The sequence below is a fragment of the Nioella ostreopsis genome, from assembly GCF_004000255.1.
GTDB classification, from domain to species: domain Bacteria; phylum Pseudomonadota; class Alphaproteobacteria; order Rhodobacterales; family Rhodobacteraceae; genus Nioella; species Nioella ostreopsis.
This window is the reverse complement of the sequence record NZ_RCIQ01000011.1, coordinates 76,665-96,564: the sequence shown is the minus strand read 5'-3', so window position 1 is coordinate 96,564 and position 19,900 is coordinate 76,665. Positions and strand designations below refer to the sequence as shown.

Here is a 19,900-nt window from a genome sequence, read left to right as displayed (position 1 = left end):
CAGATTGCGAAGACCCGCCCATCCCTTTGGGCGGGTTTTTCATTTGGGGGCCGACATGGCGCTGGAAGAGATTGCGGACCGGATCAACGCGGGGCTGACGGGCACGCCGTTCGAAGGATCGCTCAAGTTCGATTGCGGGGACGATGGCGTGATCGTGCTGGCCGATGGTGCGGCCACGACCGAGGATCGCGAGGCCGACTGCACCCTGACACTCAGCCAGGACAATCTGGTGAAGCTGCTGTCGGGCAAGCTGAACCCGATGACGGGGCTGATGATGGGCAAGCTCAAGGTCAGCGGCAATCCGGCTGTGGCGATGAAGCTGAGCCAGTTGTTGAAGGGCTGACTATCCTTTCCGCAGAAAGTCCTCTTCGGTCACAATGCGTGCCAGACGATCAGCATTGAAATCGACCTGAACGATCCTGCGGGTCTGGTTGTCGCCCGCGACGCGGCGAAAGCTGAAGCCCGTGTCGCTGACATTGCCCCGGACCATCATCCAGCGCCCGATGGATTGCATCAGCCCCCGATAGGGCGCGATCAGGTCGACGATCCACAGGCGGTCACCCGAGCGCCAATCCTCTGGTGCCAGGGGCTCTCCGGTGATCAGCTTCTCTTCTGCCGCCGCGTTCAGATAGGCCCATGTGAACATGCCGCGTGGCACCTCGTCGAATCGGAACAGGCGGTACTGCCCCAGTTCCACGGCCGGTTCCAGGTAACTGCGCAGAACCCCCACGGGCATATGGGCATGGCGGGGACTGCGAAAGGCCAGAAACAGCATGTCGCCATAAACGCGCAACCTGTCCTGCGAGGGCATCTCCACCGAGGGCAGCTGTCGATCATTCATGTCTTGTCCAGTCATGCGATGTCACGGGCCAGCACCCGCGCCTCCCAGTGACGCAGCGCCGGACGGGCGGGCGGGCCAAAGCCGGTCGATCCGCACAACTCCGGAAACAGGGTCAGCAACTCATCGCGCACGGCAGCATCGAGCGCCATCATGGTGTGATCGCCGGGCAGGAAGCTTTCGGTCGGGGTGCCTTCCGTGAAGATGATCTCGTGCGTGTCGAACAGCAGATGGAAATACTCAACCTCGTCCAGATCATGGGCCAGGGTGATTGTCTGGTCGTTCAGCAGGCTCTTGGCAGGGACAAGAACCTGGGTCTCTCCAAACAGCAGTTCATTGCGCCAGCCAGTGAGGAAAATACGATGCTGGGGCGAGACGATCAGATCGCGCGCCGGGCGGCCGGGGCCAAGCGCATCCTGGGCAATCCGTATGGGTCGGAGACTGGCATCCCGCGCCAGGTCCGACGCGCCGACACGCCGCGATCCGATCCACCTGACGGGCTTGGACGGGCCATCCAGCGTGGCCACCCTGTCACCGGGCGAGATCGATTCAACGGGCACCGGGCCGGTGTCCGTCTCGATCAGGGTGCCGCGAGCAACACAGATCAGAATGGTAATCTCGACCGTGTCCGTATCGCTGGACCCGCCATTGCCACCGGTCACCGTGAAGCTGACGACCTGATCGTTTCCCGAGGCGATTACCGCATCGCGGTCGACAATGAATGTGTATTCTCCGGTCGTGGTATTCGTGACCAACGAGCCATAGCTGGTGGTGCTGAGGGACGAGAAACTGTAGCCGGAGGGGGCCTCGCCATTGCTGCCGCCACTGATCGGCCCAGCGTCGAAATCGCCGGTCACCATCGTCGCGCCGGGGTCTGACAGGTCCAGTGTCTGCGACCAGAGATCCGGGCCTCCGGTGGTCGAGCCGGAGACTTCGTTGATGTTATAACCCATGACTCACTACTGCTCGGTCAACCAATCTGCGTGGCTTTATTCTGTCCTTATACAGAGGATGCCCGCGTTTTGCCACGCTCTCTTGGTCATGATGTCATGATGCAAAAGAATTCCGGCAGGGCCCACGGTTTCGCGCGGGCCCTGCCGAGGTCGAAGTCGTGCTTACTGGGCGGTGATGGTGGTCATCACAAGGTTGCCGTCGACACGGATCGGGCCGTCCTCTACGGCGCCGAGAGTGTATTCGAACCCGCCGACCATGCTGCCGCCGTCTTCGCCGTGGATCATCAGCATCAGCATATCGCCAGCGGTCACGGCTTCCTGGAGAATTGCCGTAACATCAATGTTTTCACCCTCGCGGAGCGGCGCATAGCCAACCACGGGACCGGGCGCCATCGAGGCATCGGTGCGGTGGACAACCATCCAGCCATTGGCCGGGGCGACAATGCTTTCCGCGGTTACGGTGCCACCGGAAACATCCTGGTCGGAGGCAGTGACCGAGGGTGCCATGGCATGACCTGCTGCGAAAACAGCATTGGCGGCAAGAAACAGGGCGGTGGACAGAAGGATCGTTCTCATTTTGGTATCTCCCGTGATTGACGCCGCGCATTTTCAGCGTGGCTTGAGGAAGACACGAATGACGGGCGTGAATAGTTTCACCCGTTTCGAACTTTTTTATTTCAAGGCATGCGGTGCCATCTGGAGATAGTATGGCAGGGCCTCTTCGCAAAGCGATGCCGCACTACCTTCCAGTACCGGCAACGGGCCTTCTGCGCCCGCGAATCCGGTGCTGTTCCAGACCGCGCCGTACCAATGGGGGGCCCAGACACCATCGTCCTTGTGGCCGCCTTCCGGCCAGCTCAGCATCGCGGGGTCGAAGTCTAACCCTATGGCATCGCACAGTTTTTCCAGAATCATGCGGGGGTCATCGCGGATGTCGTGGCTGTCGATCACGACCGGGTTGCCGCCAAAGGACTGGACCTCCTGATAGAGCTCTGCCTGCTGTCGGAAGCCGATATCGTCGAGGCTCGGGTTTTCACGCTTGGCGGCATAGCTGGCTATCACCCGCGCCGGGTGGCGGATCAGGAAGACATTGACCACATCACGCATCCACAGACGGGGTACGCCTGCAATCATGTGCTGGGTCATATGCTTTTGATACCAATGGGGTTTTCCATCCGGATTGGGACCGGACAGCGCGTCGGCAACGACTTGCGGATCGTGCGGCTGAGCGGCCAGAATCTGGTTGGACATCGGATGATCCAGCCCGGTTTTCGCCAGATAGGCGGCATAGAACGGCTCGTCCACCACGGCGCAATCGGTGCGGTTTCCGAAGGCGTACATCATCGCCGTTGACAGGTTGCGCGGCCCCGACCACATCGCGATTTTCATGGCGTTACCCCCCGTACACCGGGCGTACACCCCCCGTGCACCCCCCGTACAGACGGAATCCCGATTTCGCAAGCGCGCGCCGGGGCCGTAACAGAGGCTCAAGCTGGCGTGAGCTCACGCGGTCTTGCGTTGTATTTCATCGCCCCCGGCGCGCAGGATGGGCCAGAGAGGAGACACATGTCATGCCCCGCATTCGCATCGCACATCATCTGAAGATCCCCGCCCTCGCGCTCTTCATCGGGCTCGGACTGATCGCCAGCCACAGCCGCGCCAACGCGGAAGAGATCCGCACCGCCGTGGTCGCGGGCGGCTGTTTCTGGTGCGTCGAGAGCGATTTCGAAAGCGTCGATGGCGTGATCGAGGCGGTGTCGGGCTTTGCTGGCGGAACGCTGGACAATCCCAGCTATCGCGACGTGACGCGCGGCGGAACCGGCCATTACGAGGTGGTCGAAATCACCTACGACGCCGACCGGCTGCCCTATCAGGAATTGATCCACCTGTTTCTGCGGTCCATCGACGTGACCGACGATGGCGGGCAGTTCTGCGACCGGGGCGACAGCTATCGCACCGCGATCTTCGCGGGCAGCGCCGAGGAGCGCGCAATTGCAGAGGCCGAGATCGCCGCCGCAGAGGCGCAGCTTGGGCAGGCGGTTGTCACGCCGGTGCTGGATGCCGCGCCGTTCTGGCCGGCGGAGGAATACCACCAGAACTACTACCGCAGCGAAGACCTGATCCTGACCCGCTTTGGCCCGCGCCGGAAATCGGTGGCCTATGGGCTGTATCGGCAGGGGTGCGGGCGGGATGCACGTGTGTCCGAGCTATGGGGCGATGATGCGCCCTTTGTAGGGGATCACTAGAAATCCGCGCTTGGTCAGGCACGCCGTCAGGGCGATTACAGGTATCCTTCCGTGCGGAAGCTGAGGGTTGCCGATTTGCCGATGATCAGATGATCGTGGATCACGATATTCAGCACTTCAGCGGCATCGCGAATGGCATTGGTCATGTCCAGATCGGCCTGGCTCGGCGTCGGGTCGCCGGACGGATGGTTGTGGACGAGGATCAGCGCCGAGGCATTCAGTTCCAGCGCGCGTTTCACCACTTCCCGCGGGTAGACCGGCACATGGTCCACCGTGCCGGTCTGTTGTGCCTCATCGGCGATCAGTACGTTCTTTCGGTCGAGGAAGAGAATGCGAAACTGTTCCAGGTCCCGATGCGCCATTGCCGACTGGCAATAGTCCAGCAGCGCATCCCATGAGGACAGCAGCGGCTTGTTGATGACCTTGGCGCGCGCCATGCGATGACCGATGGCCTCGATAAGCTTCAGCTCGAACACCACGGCATCGCCCACGCCATTGATCTCTTTCAACCGCGCGGGCGGGGCGGCCAGCACATGGTTGAGATCGCCGAAGGCGGCCAGCAGCCGTTTGGCCAGAGGTTTGGTATCCCCGCGCCGGATGGCGCGATAGAGCAGCATTTCCAGCAGTTCGTAGTCCGGTACAGCCGCCGCGCCGCCCTTTGTGAATCGTTGGCGCAAGCGTTGGCGGTGGAATTTGCGATGATCTTCGACAAGTCGATCAAGGTGCGGGACACCCGGCGTGGACCCGGCCCCCGGATCGAATTCGAAACCGGGCAGGCGCTGTTCCTCGAATCGGGTTTGTCTACGGGTCATGCCCCGAGGATTCGCCCAGAATGGTTAACGGCGCGTTACTCCGGCAGGTAGGTCAGCCCGTTGGCCACCCGGCTGGACAGGCTGCGGCGCAGGGTGTCTCCGTCGGTCACGGGCACCAGCGAGAGGTTGATATTGGACACCGTCAGATAGCTTGCGGGACTGTCGGGGTTGGGATGGGCGGTCAGGCGCAACAGCATCGGGCCGATGGCCGGGTCGGTGTAGCGCCCGACCAGATGCACGCCCATATGGCCCTCGAACTCGAACACCTCGATGGCGAGGATCTCGGCATCTTCAAAGCCCTCCACGGCAACGGGAAAGACCTGCTCTTGCAGCAGGTTGGCCGACAATTGCAGGCGCAGGTCCTGCGGGCTTTCGGCCTCTTCCGCCATGGGAATGGTGGCCGTCACCACCTGTATGTTCTCGACGAACTGGCGTGGCTCTCCGGTGGCGAAGGTCAATCTCACGAAGGCCCCGCCGTCGGGCTGGCCCTCTGCGATCAGCTCTACCTGGTCCTGGTTCGGGACCGACAGCGAAAAGGGCGCGGGCACCTCGATACCGAATTGCTGCGCATAGCCGTCATCGAACAGGAACACCCGGTTTGTCGTGGCGTCCTGAAGGTTGAACAGGTTGAATTCTACGCTGCCGGACACCTGAGCCGAGGCACTGCCTGCCAGGCCAGAGATTGCCAGAATGAATGCCACGAAAATCCGCATGTCGCCCCTTTCGCGTTGATCCGGCGACCGTAGGAGTATTGAGGCCAGGGGTCAAACCGGTGACGCTTTCCGGGTATGGAAGGGTCGTCCCGAAGCTGTCGCCATCAGCTGCAAGGACGCTTCCCCGCCGTCCTTCGCACATCTTGGGCGCATTACCCTGATCAGTTCCGCCGCTTCATCACCATCAGGTGATACTCGTTCTGCTCTTCGAAGAAGCCCGGGCGTTTGGAGGGTGTCGCCAGGCGATTCAGCTTCTTTCCCGCGAATTTTTCCAACACCCAGGAGCGCCATGGTTTTTCGCGGGCGAGTTCACCCCGGAAACGTTCCAGAAACGGCGCGAGCTTTTCGGTCTGAACGTAGTTCATGATCTCGAATGTGGGCGCGATCTCTGCCGTCACGTCCTCGTCCGAGACCACTTCGAACGCGCCCTGCGCCACCAGTGCTGCCAGAAATTCGGCATGGGTCGAATGGGTTCGGTCGGTTTCACGGTGCGTTTCGCGGCGGAAGTAGTCGAAGAGGACAAACCCCTCGCGCGCGTGGCGTTCGGTTTTGGCCAGCGCAGAGGTCATGTCGATGTAGTGAAAGCTTTCCGCGTAGAGGCATATGTCGAACATGTCGTCGCGCTCGAATTCCTCAAGGGTCGCGTCGATCACCTCGGTGCCGGCGGGCAGCTTCTCGCGTGCCATCTGGTTCATCTGCACGGAGGGCGACAGCAGCGTCATGTCATAGCCTCGGTCGATCAGCGCCAGAGCGTTTGCGCCCGTGCCAGAGCCGATCTCGAAGATCGTCTTCACGCCGTCGGGGATCGCATCGGCCAGTTTGTCGAAATAGGCCTGTTGCGCGTTGCTGAGGGCCTGCCCTGTAAGATCCGGGGCTTTGCCGCCTTCGAAATAGCCATAATGGGCAAAGCCGTGCCCAAACATGACCTCGGACAATAGCGCCATGAACTCCAGGTCCAGCGTGCTTTGCTTCTTCATGACCATGTCCCCCCCAAGACATCACACGCCTTTTGCGGCGCAGTACACTCTATTGGCCAAGTGGGTGGCGATGGTTCAAGGGTTTTTGTTGTCTTCGGGGACTTCGGATTTGCTGTGTAGCGATCGGGTCAGTGATGGCGTACCGGTTTTAAAGGCGTGCAGGACGCTGCTTGCCCGATCCGTCAGGGCAGAACGGTTAACTGGAATATCCGGCCTTTGACGTAGTGCTTAACCCCAGGTCGGGTGGAATTTGCCGCCGGGGGACAGCGTGAAGATGTCGAACCCATCCGCCGTCACGCCGATGGAATGTTCGAACTGCGCGCTCAGTGACTTGTCTCGGGTCACGGCGGTCCAGTCATCGGCCAGAACCTTGGTTTCGGGGCGGCCGAGGTTCACCATGGGCTCGATGGTGAAGAACATGCCCTCTTCCAGCGTGGGGCCGGTTCCGGGGCGACCGTAATGCAGCACATTGGGTGGCGCGTGGAACACCTGCCCCAGCCCGTGCCCGCAGAAATCGCGCACAACGGACATGCGGTGGCTTTCGACAAAACTTTGAATCGCATGGCCGATATCGCCGAAGGTGTTGCCGGGCTTGACCGCCTCGATCCCTTTGAACAGGGCGTCATGGGTGATCTGAATCAACCGCTCCGATTTGCGGCTGAGGCTGCCCGCCACATACATCCGGCTGGTGTCGCCGAACCAGCCATCGACGATCACCGTCACGTCGATATTCAGGATATCGCCGTTCTTCAGCGTCTTGGGGCCGGGAATGCCGTGGCAGACCACGTGATTGACCGAAATGCAGCTGGCGTGCTGATAGCCCTTGTAGCCAATCGTGGCAGACTTGGCGCCCGCGTCATTCACCATCCGCTCGATCTCGGCGTCGATCGCTTCCGTCGTCTGGCCCGGTTCGACCATCCCGGCGATGTCATCGAGGATGCGCGCCGCCAATGCGCCGGCCTTGTGCATGCCGGCAAAGTCAGAGGGGTTGTGAATGCGGATGCCGTCCCGGGTCAGACGGCCTTCGAACTTGTCCAACGTAGCGCTCCTTGGCCTTTTCGGGCTGCAACCTAGGGCAGGATGCGCCCGGATGCCAGAGGGCGGAGCGATTTGCCGCCCGCGCCGCTTTGCGCTAGCCATGGGCAAAGCGACAGGCAACAGGAGCATGTGTAGATGGAAGCGCTAAGCAATCTGATGACATTGGATATCGCGGGCGGGCAGACGCTTGGCGATGTTCTGACGCTGGAATATCTGGCGCAGGTGGTTGGCAGCGTTCTGGCCGCGATCCTGCTGCTGTTTGCCGCCTTCGTGATCGGCGGGTGGGTGCGGCGCAAGATCGTCTCAATTGCGCTGGCGCGGGAGGAACTGGACGACACGCTGTTCACCTTCCTCGGTAACCTGGCGCGCTATGCGGTGCTGATCTTGGTGCTTGTGGTGGTGCTGAACACGTTCGGGGTTCAGACGACCTCGCTTGTCGCCGCCATCGGTGCCGCCGGTCTGGCGATTGGCCTGGCGCTGCAAGGTACGCTGTCCAACGTCGCGGCGGGGGTGATGATCATCCTGTTCCGGCCGATCAAATTGGGTGATTTCGTCTCTGTTGCGGGGGTTTCTGGCACTGTGAAGGACATTTCGCTGAACACGACGGAGCTTGCGACACTGGACAACGTGCAGGTGATTGTGCCGAACGCGAGCGTCTGGGGCAGCGTGATTACCAACTATTCGGTCTATGATACGCGCCGGGCGGAATGGACCTTCGGTGTGTCCTACGGATCGAACCTTGCCACGGCCGAGAAAGTGATCCGCGACACGATCCTGTCCGACCCGCGCGCCTTGCCAGAGCCGGAGCCGTTCTGCCAGGTCAACAATCTCGGTGACAGTTCCGTGGATTTCCTGGTGAGGGTCTGGTGCGCCTCGTCGGACAAGTTTTCCTTCGAGGCCGACATGAAGCGGCAGGTGAAAGAGGCGCTGGATAAGGCCGGGATCGACATCCCGTTCCCGACCCAGACGCTGATTCAAGTCTCTGAATAAGGGGAAATGCCGGTGTCCTGCATCCGACCGAGACTTTTGCCTCGCCTTTTATTCAAAAACTGATCCGCTGCCGAACGACGTTCGCGAAATATGCTTCTTGGGTCGGAGCTTGCGGCTGACCGGTGCGGATGGTGAACCGGCTGATGAAGCTTCGATACAGCCCAAACATCACCGCTTGTCTTTGAACCCCAGCTTCCATGTTTGGGCCAGTGTGGTTAACGATCAACCGACCGTTCTGGTAGACGCGCAAGATACCGTCTTCTCCGGATGACCAGCGTACATCAATCATAACATCAGTCCATCGTCCACGGGGGATGGAGCCCATGTGTTGCATGATCGAAGGGCGTTCAGGATTCATCAGGTCGGTCTGTGAGATACCCGGGTTCGACATCGTGAACTGCAGGTGACCGTCAACGATTTCCACGGCAATCGACGGCTTGCCCGGTCCGAACGGTTTTACCTCCCACAGCATGGTGTTCGCAGGTGTCACATCGGGAAAATCGTCCGGAAGATAAAACGAGAATGTGTAGCGATAGGCCTCGCCCGCGTTGTTATCCGGTCGGCTCTGGATCATCTGGGTTCGTTCCCGGTCAGACCGGCAATCTTCCCGCTCGCATGATCCCCCCGGCAAGATGAAATGCCAGGCTTCCGATGCACCGGGTGGCACGATCGCACTTTGCATTGCCGGGCGAAGTTGGTTGATCCCGTTGTGATCAAGTCGCCCAAGCCCTGCCTGAGCCAAAGCGATGCCCGGCAGAACAATCCCCAGAATGACTATCGACAGAAACCGCATCCGCCCTCCGAGCTGATTTCGTGAGACTGCCACCTGCATTAAAACAGAGTCAACTGAGCAATAGAGGCGCTTCAGTGGGCACTCAACCCGCAGGACCTCTCCGGGTCTATTCCTTCGGCAGCGACGACACGCCGTAGACCCGATACCCCGATCCCTGTCGCAGCACGGTGTGGATCAAAAAGGTGGCAAGGGCCGCGCGGGACACGGAAGATCCGTTGACGGGCAGAGTATCCTCTAGCGCGCGGTAGGTGGCGTGTTCGTCATCGGTCAGGAATCCGCAGCGTGCGACCGTCACGTTCAGGTTGGACGCTGCCAGACTGCGCTCCATCCGAGTGGCGCTTTTCACCACGTTTCCGACGAGGGCGGCCAGCATGGCATCACGCCACCGACGCGCGGGAAAGAGAAGCGCGGTGGATGTGACCACAACCCGTTTCAAACCGCTTTCCCACGCCGCCTGAACAATTGCATCCGCCGAATCCGGGTAGACCGACGTCGCGCGTTTGGTGGGCATGCGTCCGCCAAGCGTGGAGATCACGGCATCCTGCCCGCGAAACGCATCCGCCAGAAAGGCGGGGTCGCAAGGGTCGCCGACAACGACGCGCAATCTCTTGTGCTGAAGCTTCGGGCGTTTTGCCTCTGACCGGACGACGGCGGTCACGGTCTCCCCTCTTTCGAGGGCAAGGCGAAGCACATGGGTTCCGGTGCGCCCGTTGGCACCCAGGACGACTAAGTTCATGAAGGAGTTCCTGCGTTGATGGCGGGCCGCCTGGCCCTTGACTTGGCAGGCTTTTAGACATGCAAAATTCAACTATAAATTGCGAAAATCTGTTGGCTTGGTATACGAAAATCAATGACTGACCCTATGATCACCTTCGACTGGAACCATGCCCGGACCTTCTTGAAAGTTGCCGAGGAAGGTTCACTTTCCGCAGCTGCCCGCGCCCTTGGGCAAACGCAGCCGACCGTCAGCCGCCAGATCGCCGGGCTGGAGCAGGCGTTGAACGTCACGCTTTTTGAACGGACCGGTCGCTCTGTCACGCTGACTGAAGCAGGGGAGAGCCTTCTGGACCATGTCCGAGCCATGGCAAGCGGGGCAAACCTGCTCTCTCTTTCCGCATCAGGTCAGTCGCAATCCGTTCAGGGTCTTGTCCGAGTCACCGCATCAGAGCTGACGGCAGCCTTCCTCTTGCCGCCTCTCATCGCCAGTTTGATACGTCAGGCGCCGCTGCTGGACATCGACATCATGGCGGACAACGGTCTGCAGGATCTCTTGCGGCGCGAGGCCGATATTGCGATCCGCCACGCCCGCCCGGAGCAGCCCAACCTGATCGCGCGGCGCCTGAGGGATGAGACGCTGCGCTTCTATGCCAGCCACGCCTATGTCGAAGCCAACGGCAAGCCTGAGGCAGGTGGACTAGGTGACCACCAGATCATCAGCTATGTCGAGGTCGACCGGATGTTGGGCTATCTGCTGCCCGCCGGGCTTGACCTGACCAGGGCAAATTTCCGCCTTAGCGCCTCTTCGCAGTTTGTGGCTTTGGAAATGGCCCGAAACGGCCTTGGGATGGTGATCCTGCCGGATCGTATCGCAGGGAAATTCCCTGATTTAGAGCCTGTTTTGACCGATCTGGACCCGTTCACCATTCCGACATGGCTGGTGACACACAGGGAACTGCGGACCAGCCGTCGGATCAGGCTTGTGTTCGATCACATCGCGGACAGTCTGTCAGAGTGAGAATGGCACTGGAATCGACCCTGTTTATGGGATTTCGACCCATTTTTGGCCGCCAAGCCATACGCCATCTGGCGTGATCCGGCAATCGAAGCACAGCGTTTCAACCCCCGCCTTGCGCGCCTCGGTGTAGGCGGCGGCGTAGGTGGGGTCGATGTCACTGGCAAGGGTGAATGCCTCACAATCCGTGCGCTGGATCAGGTAGAGCATCACGGCGCGGTGGCCTTCGCGCACCATCGCGGACAGCTCTGCCAGGTGCTTCGCGCCGCGCGCGGTCTTGCTGTCGGGGAACTCCGCCAGGCCGGGCTGGCGGGACAGCGTCACCGACTTCACCTCCACATAGGCATCGGGACAACCTGCGCCTTGCAGCAGGAAGTCGATGCGGCTCGCTTCGCCGTACTTCACCTCCGGGCGCACGGTTTCATAGCCTTCCAGCCCCGAAACCTCCCCGGCCTCCAACGCGGCGCGCAGCATCCGGTTGGGCAGGCTGGTATCGACCCCGGTGAAATGGCCGTTTTCATGATCCACCAGCCGCCAGCCGAATTTCAGCTTCTTCTTCGGGTCATCATTGGGTTCCAGCCACACAAGGCTCCCCGGATCCGCCAGCCCCATCATGGAGCCGGGATTGGCGCAATGGGCGGTGATCTCGCGTCCATCCTCCAACCGGCAATCGGCCAGAAAGCGTTTGTAGCGACGGATCAGCCGGGCGGGGATGAGAGGGGTTTGAAAGCGCATGGTGCGGGCCTATACCTGAGCCAAACAAGAGGCAAGGAACACGCTCATGCCCAACCCAACCGCCGCCATGCTGGTGATCGGAGACGAGATCCTCTCGGGCCGCACCCGCGATTCGAACATGCACCATCTGGCGCAGCAACTGACCAGCCACGGTATCGACCTGACCGAAGTGCGAGTCGTGGCCGATACGCATGACGGCATTGTTGCCGCCGTGCAGGCCCTGTCCGCCGCCTATGACCATGTTTTCACGTCTGGCGGCATCGGTCCCACCCATGACGACATCACCGCCGAGGCTGTGGCCGCCGCCTTCGATACAAAGATCAGCATCCGCGACGATGCCCGCGCGCTGTTGCAGGCCCATTACGACCGGTCCGGGCAGGAGCTGAACGAGGCCCGCCTGCGCATGGCGCGCATTCCCGATGGCGCGACGCTGATCGAAAACCCCGTGTCTGTTGCCCCCGGTTTCACCCTGCGCAATGTGCATGTGATGGCGGGCGTGCCTTCGGTGTTTGAGGCGATGGTCGCCTCGATCCTGCCGACGCTGACCGGGGGTGCGCCGCTGCTGTCACAGACCATCCGGATCGAGCGGGGCGAGGGAGAGATCGCCGGGCCGCTGACCAAACTGGCGGAGGAGAACCCGGAGGTCTCCATCGGGTCCTACCCCTACATCCAGAACGGCGTTTATGGGTCCAACATCGTCGTGCGCGGCACCGATGGGCCGCAGATCGACAAGGTGATCACGGCGCTTGTGCATCTCTTCCCGGAAACACCATGACAGTCACTAACACAGGGCTTTTCGACATCTGCGAGGCCACATGGCCCGCGGCCTCGATCACTCGTATCGGCCCCTGGCTGGTGCGTGACGGGCAGGGCGCGGGCAAGCGGGTGTCGTCTGTCACGGCAGAGGGCGATTGGCGCCCCGAGGACATCGCGCAAGCCGAACAGGCCTGCCGCGATATGGGGCAGGACCTGCTGTTTCAGATCAGGCCCGAAGACGCCGCGTTAGACACTGTTCTGGCCGAAATGGGCTATGAGATCATCGACCCGGTCGATTTCCTTGTTGCCCCCGTCGAGACGCTTACCGCCGACCTGCACCGGCTGGCTGCAATTCCTTGCTGGCCGCCTCTTGCCGTCCAGACCGAGATCTGGGCCGAGGGTGGCATCGGCCCTGCGCGGATGGCCGTGATGGACCGCGCCGCAGGCCCCAAGACCGCGCTTCTGGGTCGGCACAACGACCACCCGGTCGCCACCGCCTTCGTCGCCATCCACAATGGCACCGCCATGCTGCACGCGCTGGAAGTGTTACCAGAGGCCCGCCGCATGGGCATTGGCCGCACCATGATGCGGGGCGCCGCCAACTGGGCCGCGCGTCATAATGCGCGGGATCTTGCCGTTTTGGTTGTCAAAGCCAACAAAGCGGCGCAGACTCTTTACGCCGGGCTGGGAATGACCTCTGCCGGTGCTTATCATTACCGTATCAAGAAAGGCTGATCCGTGGCGAAACCGAACCCGAACGCGACCGCGCTGAACCTGCCGCCGCTGGACCCGCTGCCAGAGGCGACGCAGAAATATTTCGACATCTGTGATGAGAAGCTTGGGATGATCCCCAATGTGCTGGCGTCCTATGCGTTTGACGTGGACAAGCTGAACGCCTTTACTGCGATGTATAACGACCTGATGCTGGGGCAAAGCAACCTCAGCAAGCTGGAGCGCGAGATGATCGCCGTGGTCGTCTCTGCCGTGAACCGCTGTTTCTATTGCCTCACCGCCCATGGTCAGGCCGTGCGCGCCCTGTCGGGCGATCCGAAACTGGGCGAAATGCTGGTGATGAACTACCGCGTGGCCGATCTGGACCCGCGCCAGCGCGCAATGCTGGATTTCGCCGTGCAGATGACGGAAGCGAGCTACAAGATCGAGGAAGAGGACCGGCAGACCCTGCGCGATGTGGGTTTTTCCGACCGCGATATCTTCGACATCGCCTCTGTCGCCAGCTTCTTCAACATGACCAATCGAATGGCCTCTGCCGTCGATATGCGGCCCAATGATGAATATCACGGCATGAACAGGTGATCCGGGGCGCTCTCATATCCCTTGTGGCGCTGGCCGCCGCCCTTCCGCTCCACGCGTTGGAGCTGGAACTTCCGGGCGTGGCGCAGCTGTCGCATGAGGAAACCGAGAGCGCGACTTATTACAGCCTGCCGGTCAGTCCGTGGCTGGGCACCGGGGCCGAGATGATGACGGTGGAGGGCGCGTTGGCGCGATCCGTCTGGCAGGTGGAGGATTTCAGCGGCAACAGCGCCCAACTGATGGCCCCCCTGCGCGCGCAGATCGAGGCGCAGGGTTACGCCCCGGTCTTTGCCTGCGATGCGACGCTCTGCGGTGGTTTCGACTTCCGCTTCGCCATGGATGTGACGCCGGAACCGGCGATGCATGTGGATCTGGGCGATTATTCCTATTTCGTCGCTCAGTTGGAGGGCGAGGCCGGCACCGAGTATGTGGGTGTGTTGACCTCTCGCGGCGGCCTGCGCGGCTATATCCACATGGTCCGCATCAGCCCCGCGGATATGACGCCCGTTTCGGTCGCGGTGTCCACCCGGTCGCCTGACGGGGATGAAATCGTCGATATCCGCGAAAGCCTGACGGTTCAGGGCACCGCTACGCTGGCCGATCTCAGCTTCTCCACTGGGTCATCGACGCTGGCAGAGGGAGATTACCCGTCCCTGATGGATCTGGCCGCCTTCCTGAACGACAATCCCGAAACGCGCGTCGTGCTGGTGGGCCATACGGATGCGGAAGGCTCGCTTGAAGGGAATATCGCGCTCAGCCGGGCCCGGGCCGAGGCGGTGCGTGGTTACCTGATCCAGACGCTCGGGGTCGATGGCGCGCAACTGGGGGCCGAGGGCGTCGGCTATCTGGCCCCGCGCGCCAACAATGCCAGCGATGAAGGCCGCCAACAAAACAGGCGGGTTGAAGTCGTCGTGACTTCAACCCGCTAAGGTGCCCCGCCGGGGATGGCGGGGTCGGCATGAACCTTGAATTGTCAGATGGTCACCAGTCGCCGGGGCCCTTATCGCGGAACTGGTCGACGAGGAAGTCGATGAAGGCGCGCACCTTGGGCTGCGTGTAGCGGCCCGGCGGATAGATCGCGTAGATGCCTTGGGTTTCTTCCGGCAGATCCGGGATTGCATCTTCCAGCAGGCCCTGCCGCACGGCATCGGCGTAGAGGAAACTGGGCAGGTAGGCGATGCCGAGCCCGCCAATGGCGGCATTCAGCAGCGACTGACCATCATTGACCGTGAGCGATCCCGCGGTCCGCACCTGACGCACTTCGCCAGAGGGCGCGGTGATCTTCCACACATTGCCCGCCGCCTGGTTGGAATAGTGCAGCAGCTTGTGATCGTTCAGATCGTCGATCCGTTCGGGTCGGCCGAATTTCCTGAAATAGTCGGGGCTGGCGATCATCCGCTTGGTGGTTTCCGTCAGCTTGCGGGCGCGCAGGGAACTGTCCTCCAGCTCACCCACCCGGATGGCCATGTCGAACCCCTCGGAAATCAGCTCCACATAGCGGTTGTTCAGCACCATGTTGACGGTGATATCGGGATAGGAATGCAGGAAGTCGCCAAGGATGGGCGACAGGTGGTTCACCCCGAAATCCGTCGCCACCGATACGCGCAGCATGCCAGACGGTGCCGATTGCATCGCGGTCACCAGCGCATCTGCCTCGCCTGCGTCGTTCAACACGCGCCGGGCACGATCGTAATAGGCCAGGCCGATTTCGGTCGGGCTGACGCGCCGGGTTGTGCGGTTCAGCAACCGTGCGCCGAGCCGGGTTTCAAGGCTCGAAACATGCTTCGATACAGCAGATTTCGAGATCCCCATTTTCTTGGCCGCATCCGTGAACCCCCCCTGGTCCACGACTGTGGCGAAGGCTTCCATTTCCGTAAGACGGTCCATTGGGTCACCTGTGTGCTCTTTTCGTTTCGCATATTGGTATCGTTTCCAAATGCGGCGCGATTGCGGAGCACTACAGGCCAAAGCCGGGTATTACCGGGGATCGTTAAGGGCGGAGAAACAAAAAATGACACAGTCCGACCGTCACCGGGGCGCGGGCGTCTCGTCGAACGTCCTTTCATCTTGGCAAAAATACCTCAGGGGGGTGCGGGGGAGGATCCCCCCGCGGGTCGACGCCGTAAGGCGGCGAAACACCCCTGGTCAGAGGCTTGCAGCCAACCGCGCGCCCTGATTGATGGCCCGCTTGGCATCGAGTTCAGCCGCGACGTCCGCCCCACCGATCACATGCACGCGCTTGCCCGCCGCTACCAGCCGATCCGCCAGCGACCGTTCCGACAGCTGCCCAGCGCAAAGAACAATCGTATCCGCCGCTATCAGCGTCGGATTCTCCCGCGCCTCGCCATAGCTCACATGCAGCCCATCCGAGTCGATGCGCTCGTAATTCACGCCGCCCACCATTTCGACCGCCTTCATCTTCAGCGCGGCGCGGTGAATCCAGCCGGTGGTCTTGCCAAGCCGCTTGCCAAGCCGCTCGTTCTTGCGTTGCAGCAAGGTCACCTGCCGGGCCGGGGCCTCGGGCTTCGGGCCGCTGGCAGCCAGGCCGCCCCGATCGGTTGACGGATCGCCCACGCCCCATTCGCGTTTCCACAGGTCCAAATCCTCGGTCGGACTTTCGCCCTCATGCACCAGGTACTCGGCCACATCGAACCCGATGCCGCCCGCGCCGATGATGGCGACCTTGTCACCAACCGGGGCCTTCTTCGATAGCACGTCGATGTATGACAGCACATTCGGCCCGTCCTGCCCGGGAATGCCGGGATCGCGGGGGATGATGCCGGTGGCAATCACCACCTCGTCGAACCCGTCCAACTGCTCCGGCCCCGCCTCGGTGCCAAGGCGCAGGTCAACGCCCGCCCGCGCCAGCATGGTTTCGAACCAGTCGACAAGGCCGAAGAACTCCTCCTTACCGGGGATCTGCTTGGCCATGTTGAGCTGCCCGCCCACCTTGTCGGCCTTCTCGAACAGCGTCACGGAATGCCCGCGCTCCGCGGCGATCACCGCCGTCATCACACCCGCCGCACCCGCACCCACGATGGCGACCCGCTTGGGCGTATCCGTCGGCTCATAGCGCAGCTCGGTCTCATGGCAGGCGCGCGGGTTCACGAGGCAGGAGGTCAGCTTGCCGCTGAACGTGTGGTCCAGACAGGCCTGATTACAGGCGATACATGGCGCAATCTCATCGGCCCGGCCTTCCGCCGCCTTGGCCACGAAATGCGCATCGGCGAGGAAGGGCCTCGCCATGGACACCATATCGGCGCAACCCTCGGCCAGCACCTCTTCGCCCACATCCGGCATGTTGATCCGGTTCGAGGTGATCACCGGGATGCCCACCTTGCCCATCAGCTTCTTCGTCACCCAGGCAAAGGCCTTGCGCGGGACGCTTGTGGCAATCGTGGGAATCCGCGCCTCGTGCCAGCCGATGCCGGTATTGATGATCGTGGCCCCTGCTGTCTCGATCTCCTGCGCCAGCTGCACGACCTCGTCGAAGGTGGACCCTTCGGGCACAAGGTCGATCATCGACAGGCGATAGATGACGATGAAATCCAGCCCCACGGCCTCGCGCACGCGGCGCACCACCTCAATGGGCAGGCGAATGCGGTTCTCATAGCTGCCGCCCCACCGGTCGGTGCGCTTGTTGGTGTGTTTCACGATAAACTGGTTAAGGAAATAGCCCTCCGACCCCATCACCTCGACGCCATCATAGCCGGCCTCGCGCGCCCGCACGGCTGCGGTGACGATATCGCTGATCTGCTTCTCGATCCCCTCCTCATCCAATTCCTTCGGCGGGAAGGGCGAGATCGGCGATTTGATGGGAGAGGCAGACACACAATCAGGCGAATAGGCATAGCGTCCCGCATGCAGGATCTGCATGGCGATCTTGCCGTCGGCTGCATGAACCGCATCGGTGATCACCCGGTGATTGGCAATGTCCTGATCGGTGAACAGCCCCGCCGCGCCCGGAAACACGCCGCCTTCCTTGTTGGGCGCCATGCCCCCCGTCACGATCAGCGCAGCCCCCCCGCGCGCGCGTTCCGCATAGAACTCCGCCACCCGGGGCCAGTCCTTGGTTTCCTCCAGCCCGGTATGCATGGAGCCCATGAGCACCCGGTTCTTCAACGTGGTGAAGCCAAGGTCCAGCGGGGCCAGAAGATGGGGGTATAGCGCGTGCGTCATGTCAGGGTCCTCCGATGCGCAAAGATGGCGCAAGGCGGGCGGACTGTCACCCTCTACGCCGCGTCACCTGGGGAGTTACGGCCTGTGGGTTTGGAGAGAAGGGGCGTTGCGGCGAGCATGGGGAATAATCCGCGCACCGGGGCGGGTGCGACGGGATGGGGTATGCTGGCAAGGCATAGCCGAAGGCGTTGGTCGCACATGCGCGAACTTGACCCTTCAAAGTGAACAAGGCATGTGATCTACCAATGGCGGGTCGTGGTGTTGTCTGCGGCCATGGATTTCAGTACCAAGTTGGAAAACCAATTATGCAATCGACATTTGAAATTCATCCATTGGTATTGTGTGGCGGTTCGGGGACCCGGCTTTGGCCCTTGTCGCGCAAGAGCTATCCCAAACAGTTTGTTCAGTTGATTGGCGACCGGTCGCTCTATCAACGATGCGCAGAACGCATGACCGGCACGCGCGGCGCGGTCACCTTTGCTGCGCCTACGATCCTGACCGGATCCGACTTTCGCTTTGTCGTGACCGAACAATTGCAGGACATCGGCATTGATCCGGGTGCCATCCTGATCGAGCCAGAGGGGCGAAATACGGCCCCGGCGGTTCTGGCGGCCGCGTTGCACATTGCCAAGACGTCCCCCGAGGCCCTGCTGCTTGTCGCGCCATCCGATCATATCCTGCCGGATGCCGATGCATTTGCAGCGGCACTGGAACTGGCGGCAGGCGCAGCCCTGAACGGCGATCTCGTGACGTTCGGCATCGCCCCCAGTTACCCGGAAACCGGGTATGGATACCTGAAACTGGCTGGAACGCATGACAAGGACGCGGCCTACAAGCTGGAACGCTTTGTCGAGAAGCCCGACCAGACCACGGCCGAACAGATGGTTGCCGATGGCGGGTTCCTTTGGAACGCGGGTATTTTCCTGTTCGCCGCCAAGGACATCATCTCCGCCTTCGAGCGCCATGCGCCTGATCTTGTGACACCCGTTCGCGCCGCTGTGGAGCAGGGCGAACCGGATCTCGGGTTCTTCCGGCTGGCCCCGAAGCCCTGGGCAGAGGTGCAGAACATCTCGATCGACTATGCAGTCATGGAGAAGGCCGACAATCTCAGCGTGGTTCCCTTCCGCGGCAGTTGGAGCGATCTGGGAAGCTGGAGCGCGGTTCGCGATCAAAGCGCAATCGATTCCGATGGTGTTGCCTGTGCTGGACCGGTAACGGCCATCGACTGCAAGAATTCACTGCTTCGGTCAGAGCACCCGGATCAGGAACTTGTCGGGCTTGGCCTGGATGGCATCGTTGCCATTGCCATGCCGGATGCGGTGTTGATTGCCGATATCAACAGAACGCAGGACGTGAAACTCGCCGTTCAGAGCCTTGCCGCAAAAGGTGCCCGTCAGGCAGAAGCCCTGCCCATTGACTACCGCCCATGGGGGCATTTCGAAACGCTGGTGCTCGGCGAGCGGTTTCAGGTCAAACGAATCGTGGTCAAGCCGGGCGCGAGCCTCAGCCTTCAGAGCCATCATCACAGATCGGAACACTGGATCGTCGTGCAGGGTACGGCGAAGGTTACGGTAGATGATACGGTCAAGCTGGTTTCCGAAAACCAGTCCGTCTACATTCCTCTCGGAGCCGTGCACAGGATGGAAAACCCGGGGAAGGTCGACATGGTGCTGATCGAGGTCCAGACGGGCAGCTATCTGGGTGAGGACGACATCATTCGGTACGAGGATGTCTATTCCCGCGGGCAAGGCGCGAAAGGGTGACGCTGCGAAGAGGTCATGGAATGCGTAGAGGCAAAGAGTAACCGTATCTGTCACCAATCGGATG

Annotated in this window: 22 protein-coding genes; 9 read left to right on the top strand and 13 right to left on the bottom strand. The window is 61.5% G+C overall.

The window, feature by feature from the left end; translation table 11 throughout:
• Nucleotides 1-55 precede the first annotated feature (55 nt).
• Nucleotides 56-343, top strand: coding sequence for an SCP2 sterol-binding domain-containing protein (locus EP237_RS12780; RefSeq protein WP_127561292.1), 288 nt, complete (start codon nucleotides 56-58; stop codon nucleotides 341-343).
• Here EP237_RS12780 and EP237_RS12775 read toward each other — a convergent pair whose 3' ends face one another.
• From EP237_RS12775 to EP237_RS12760, 4 genes are all read right to left on the bottom strand, one after another.
• Nucleotides 344-841: a toxin-activating lysine-acyltransferase gene (locus tag EP237_RS12775; RefSeq protein ID WP_164744701.1), complete on the bottom strand. Its 498-nt coding sequence runs from the start codon at nucleotides 839-841 to the stop codon at nucleotides 344-346. It lies immediately after the preceding gene.
• Nucleotides 842-852: 11 nt separating this feature from the next.
• Nucleotides 853-1,791 (bottom strand): Hint domain-containing protein, encoded by a 939-nt coding sequence (locus tag EP237_RS12770; RefSeq protein WP_127561290.1) that lies wholly within the window; start codon nucleotides 1,789-1,791, stop codon nucleotides 853-855.
• 162 nt (nucleotides 1,792-1,953) lie between these two features.
• Nucleotides 1,954-2,367 carry a DUF7282 domain-containing protein gene (locus EP237_RS12765; protein WP_127561289.1) on the bottom strand — a complete coding sequence of 138 codons (414 nt, stop codon included), beginning with the start codon at nucleotides 2,365-2,367 and terminating at the stop codon, nucleotides 1,954-1,956.
• 96 nt (nucleotides 2,368-2,463) lie between these two features.
• Nucleotides 2,464-3,180: a sulfotransferase-like domain-containing protein gene (locus EP237_RS12760; RefSeq protein WP_127561288.1), complete on the bottom strand. Its 717-nt coding sequence runs from the start codon at nucleotides 3,178-3,180 to the stop codon at nucleotides 2,464-2,466.
• Nucleotides 3,181-3,362: 182 nt separating this feature from the next.
• Between EP237_RS12760 and msrA the strand changes: the two genes are divergently transcribed.
• Nucleotides 3,363-4,037 (top strand): peptide-methionine (S)-S-oxide reductase MsrA, encoded by a 675-nt coding sequence (gene msrA / locus EP237_RS12755; protein WP_127561287.1) that lies wholly within the window; start codon nucleotides 3,363-3,365, stop codon nucleotides 4,035-4,037.
• 35 nt (nucleotides 4,038-4,072) lie between these two features.
• Here msrA and radC read toward each other — a convergent pair whose 3' ends face one another.
• The 4 genes from radC to map form a co-directional block, all read right to left on the bottom strand.
• Entirely contained in the window at nucleotides 4,073-4,849 is a 777-nt protein-coding gene (gene radC / locus EP237_RS12750; RefSeq protein WP_127561286.1) for a RadC family protein, read from the bottom strand.
• A gap of 35 nt (nucleotides 4,850-4,884) precedes the next feature.
• Complete coding sequence (locus tag EP237_RS12745) at nucleotides 4,885-5,562, bottom strand: hypothetical protein (RefSeq protein WP_127561285.1); 678 nt, start codon at nucleotides 5,560-5,562, stop codon at nucleotides 4,885-4,887.
• Between the two features lie 161 nt (nucleotides 5,563-5,723).
• A complete protein-coding gene (locus EP237_RS12740; RefSeq protein WP_164744700.1) occupies nucleotides 5,724-6,539 on the bottom strand; it encodes a class I SAM-dependent methyltransferase in 816 nt (271 codons plus the stop codon).
• 228 nt (nucleotides 6,540-6,767) lie between these two features.
• Complete coding sequence (map, locus tag EP237_RS12735) at nucleotides 6,768-7,577, bottom strand: type I methionyl aminopeptidase (protein ID WP_127561283.1); 810 nt, start codon at nucleotides 7,575-7,577, stop codon at nucleotides 6,768-6,770.
• A gap of 135 nt (nucleotides 7,578-7,712) precedes the next feature.
• On the opposite strand from map, the gene EP237_RS12730 reads away from it, so the two are divergent.
• Nucleotides 7,713-8,567 (top strand): mechanosensitive ion channel family protein, encoded by an 855-nt coding sequence (locus EP237_RS12730; RefSeq protein ID WP_127561282.1) that lies wholly within the window; start codon nucleotides 7,713-7,715, stop codon nucleotides 8,565-8,567.
• Between the two features lie 52 nt (nucleotides 8,568-8,619).
• Here the strand turns inward: EP237_RS12730 and EP237_RS12725 are convergent, their stop codons facing one another.
• Nucleotides 8,620-9,360 (bottom strand): heparin lyase I family protein, encoded by a 741-nt coding sequence (locus EP237_RS12725; RefSeq protein ID WP_164744699.1) that lies wholly within the window; start codon nucleotides 9,358-9,360, stop codon nucleotides 8,620-8,622.
• 106 nt (nucleotides 9,361-9,466) lie between these two features.
• Nucleotides 9,467-10,096 carry an NAD(P)-dependent oxidoreductase gene (locus EP237_RS12720; RefSeq protein ID WP_127561280.1) on the bottom strand — a complete coding sequence of 210 codons (630 nt, stop codon included), beginning with the start codon at nucleotides 10,094-10,096 and terminating at the stop codon, nucleotides 9,467-9,469.
• A 114-nt stretch (nucleotides 10,097-10,210) separates the two neighbouring features.
• Between EP237_RS12720 and EP237_RS12715 the strand changes: the two genes are divergently transcribed.
• Nucleotides 10,211-11,095, top strand: coding sequence for a LysR family transcriptional regulator (locus EP237_RS12715; protein WP_240661619.1), 885 nt, complete (start codon nucleotides 10,211-10,213; stop codon nucleotides 11,093-11,095).
• 24 nt (nucleotides 11,096-11,119) lie between these two features.
• Here the strand turns inward: EP237_RS12715 and sfsA are convergent, their stop codons facing one another.
• Complete coding sequence (sfsA, locus tag EP237_RS12710; RefSeq protein WP_127561279.1) at nucleotides 11,120-11,827, bottom strand: DNA/RNA nuclease SfsA; 708 nt, start codon at nucleotides 11,825-11,827, stop codon at nucleotides 11,120-11,122.
• A gap of 46 nt (nucleotides 11,828-11,873) precedes the next feature.
• Here sfsA and EP237_RS12705 point away from each other — a divergent pair, with 46 nt between their 5' ends.
• Genes EP237_RS12705 through EP237_RS12690 form a run of 4 tightly spaced genes read left to right on the top strand, consistent with a single transcriptional unit; the run spans nucleotide 11,874 to nucleotide 14,823 of the window.
• Nucleotides 11,874-12,602: a competence/damage-inducible protein A gene (locus EP237_RS12705; RefSeq protein WP_127561278.1), complete on the top strand. Its 729-nt coding sequence runs from the start codon at nucleotides 11,874-11,876 to the stop codon at nucleotides 12,600-12,602.
• On the top strand, nucleotides 12,599-13,318 hold the full coding sequence (locus EP237_RS12700; RefSeq protein ID WP_127561277.1) for a GNAT family N-acetyltransferase: 720 nt from the start codon (nucleotides 12,599-12,601) through the stop codon (nucleotides 13,316-13,318). The genes EP237_RS12705 and EP237_RS12700 overlap by 4 nt, the downstream gene beginning before the upstream one ends.
• A 3-nt stretch (nucleotides 13,319-13,321) precedes the next feature.
• Nucleotides 13,322-13,897, top strand: a complete 576-nt coding sequence (locus EP237_RS12695) for a peroxidase-related enzyme (protein ID WP_127561276.1) — start codon at nucleotides 13,322-13,324, stop codon at nucleotides 13,895-13,897.
• Entirely contained in the window at nucleotides 13,894-14,823 is a 930-nt protein-coding gene (locus EP237_RS12690) for an OmpA family protein (protein ID WP_127561275.1), read from the top strand. The genes EP237_RS12695 and EP237_RS12690 overlap by 4 nt, the downstream gene beginning before the upstream one ends.
• A gap of 52 nt (nucleotides 14,824-14,875) precedes the next feature.
• On the opposite strand, the gene EP237_RS12685 is transcribed toward EP237_RS12690, so the two are convergent.
• Nucleotides 14,876-15,781, bottom strand: coding sequence for a LysR family transcriptional regulator (locus EP237_RS12685; protein ID WP_127561274.1), 906 nt, complete (start codon nucleotides 15,779-15,781; stop codon nucleotides 14,876-14,878).
• A gap of 258 nt (nucleotides 15,782-16,039) precedes the next feature.
• Nucleotides 16,040-18,073 (bottom strand): NADPH-dependent 2,4-dienoyl-CoA reductase, encoded by a 2,034-nt coding sequence (locus EP237_RS12680; RefSeq protein ID WP_127561273.1) that lies wholly within the window; start codon nucleotides 18,071-18,073, stop codon nucleotides 16,040-16,042.
• A 305-nt stretch (nucleotides 18,074-18,378) separates the two neighbouring features.
• Here EP237_RS12680 and EP237_RS12675 point away from each other — a divergent pair, with 305 nt between their 5' ends.
• Nucleotides 18,379-19,836, top strand: a complete 1,458-nt coding sequence (locus tag EP237_RS12675) for a mannose-1-phosphate guanylyltransferase/mannose-6-phosphate isomerase (RefSeq protein ID WP_127561272.1) — start codon at nucleotides 18,379-18,381, stop codon at nucleotides 19,834-19,836.
• The last annotated feature ends 64 nt before the right edge of the window (nucleotides 19,837-19,900 follow it).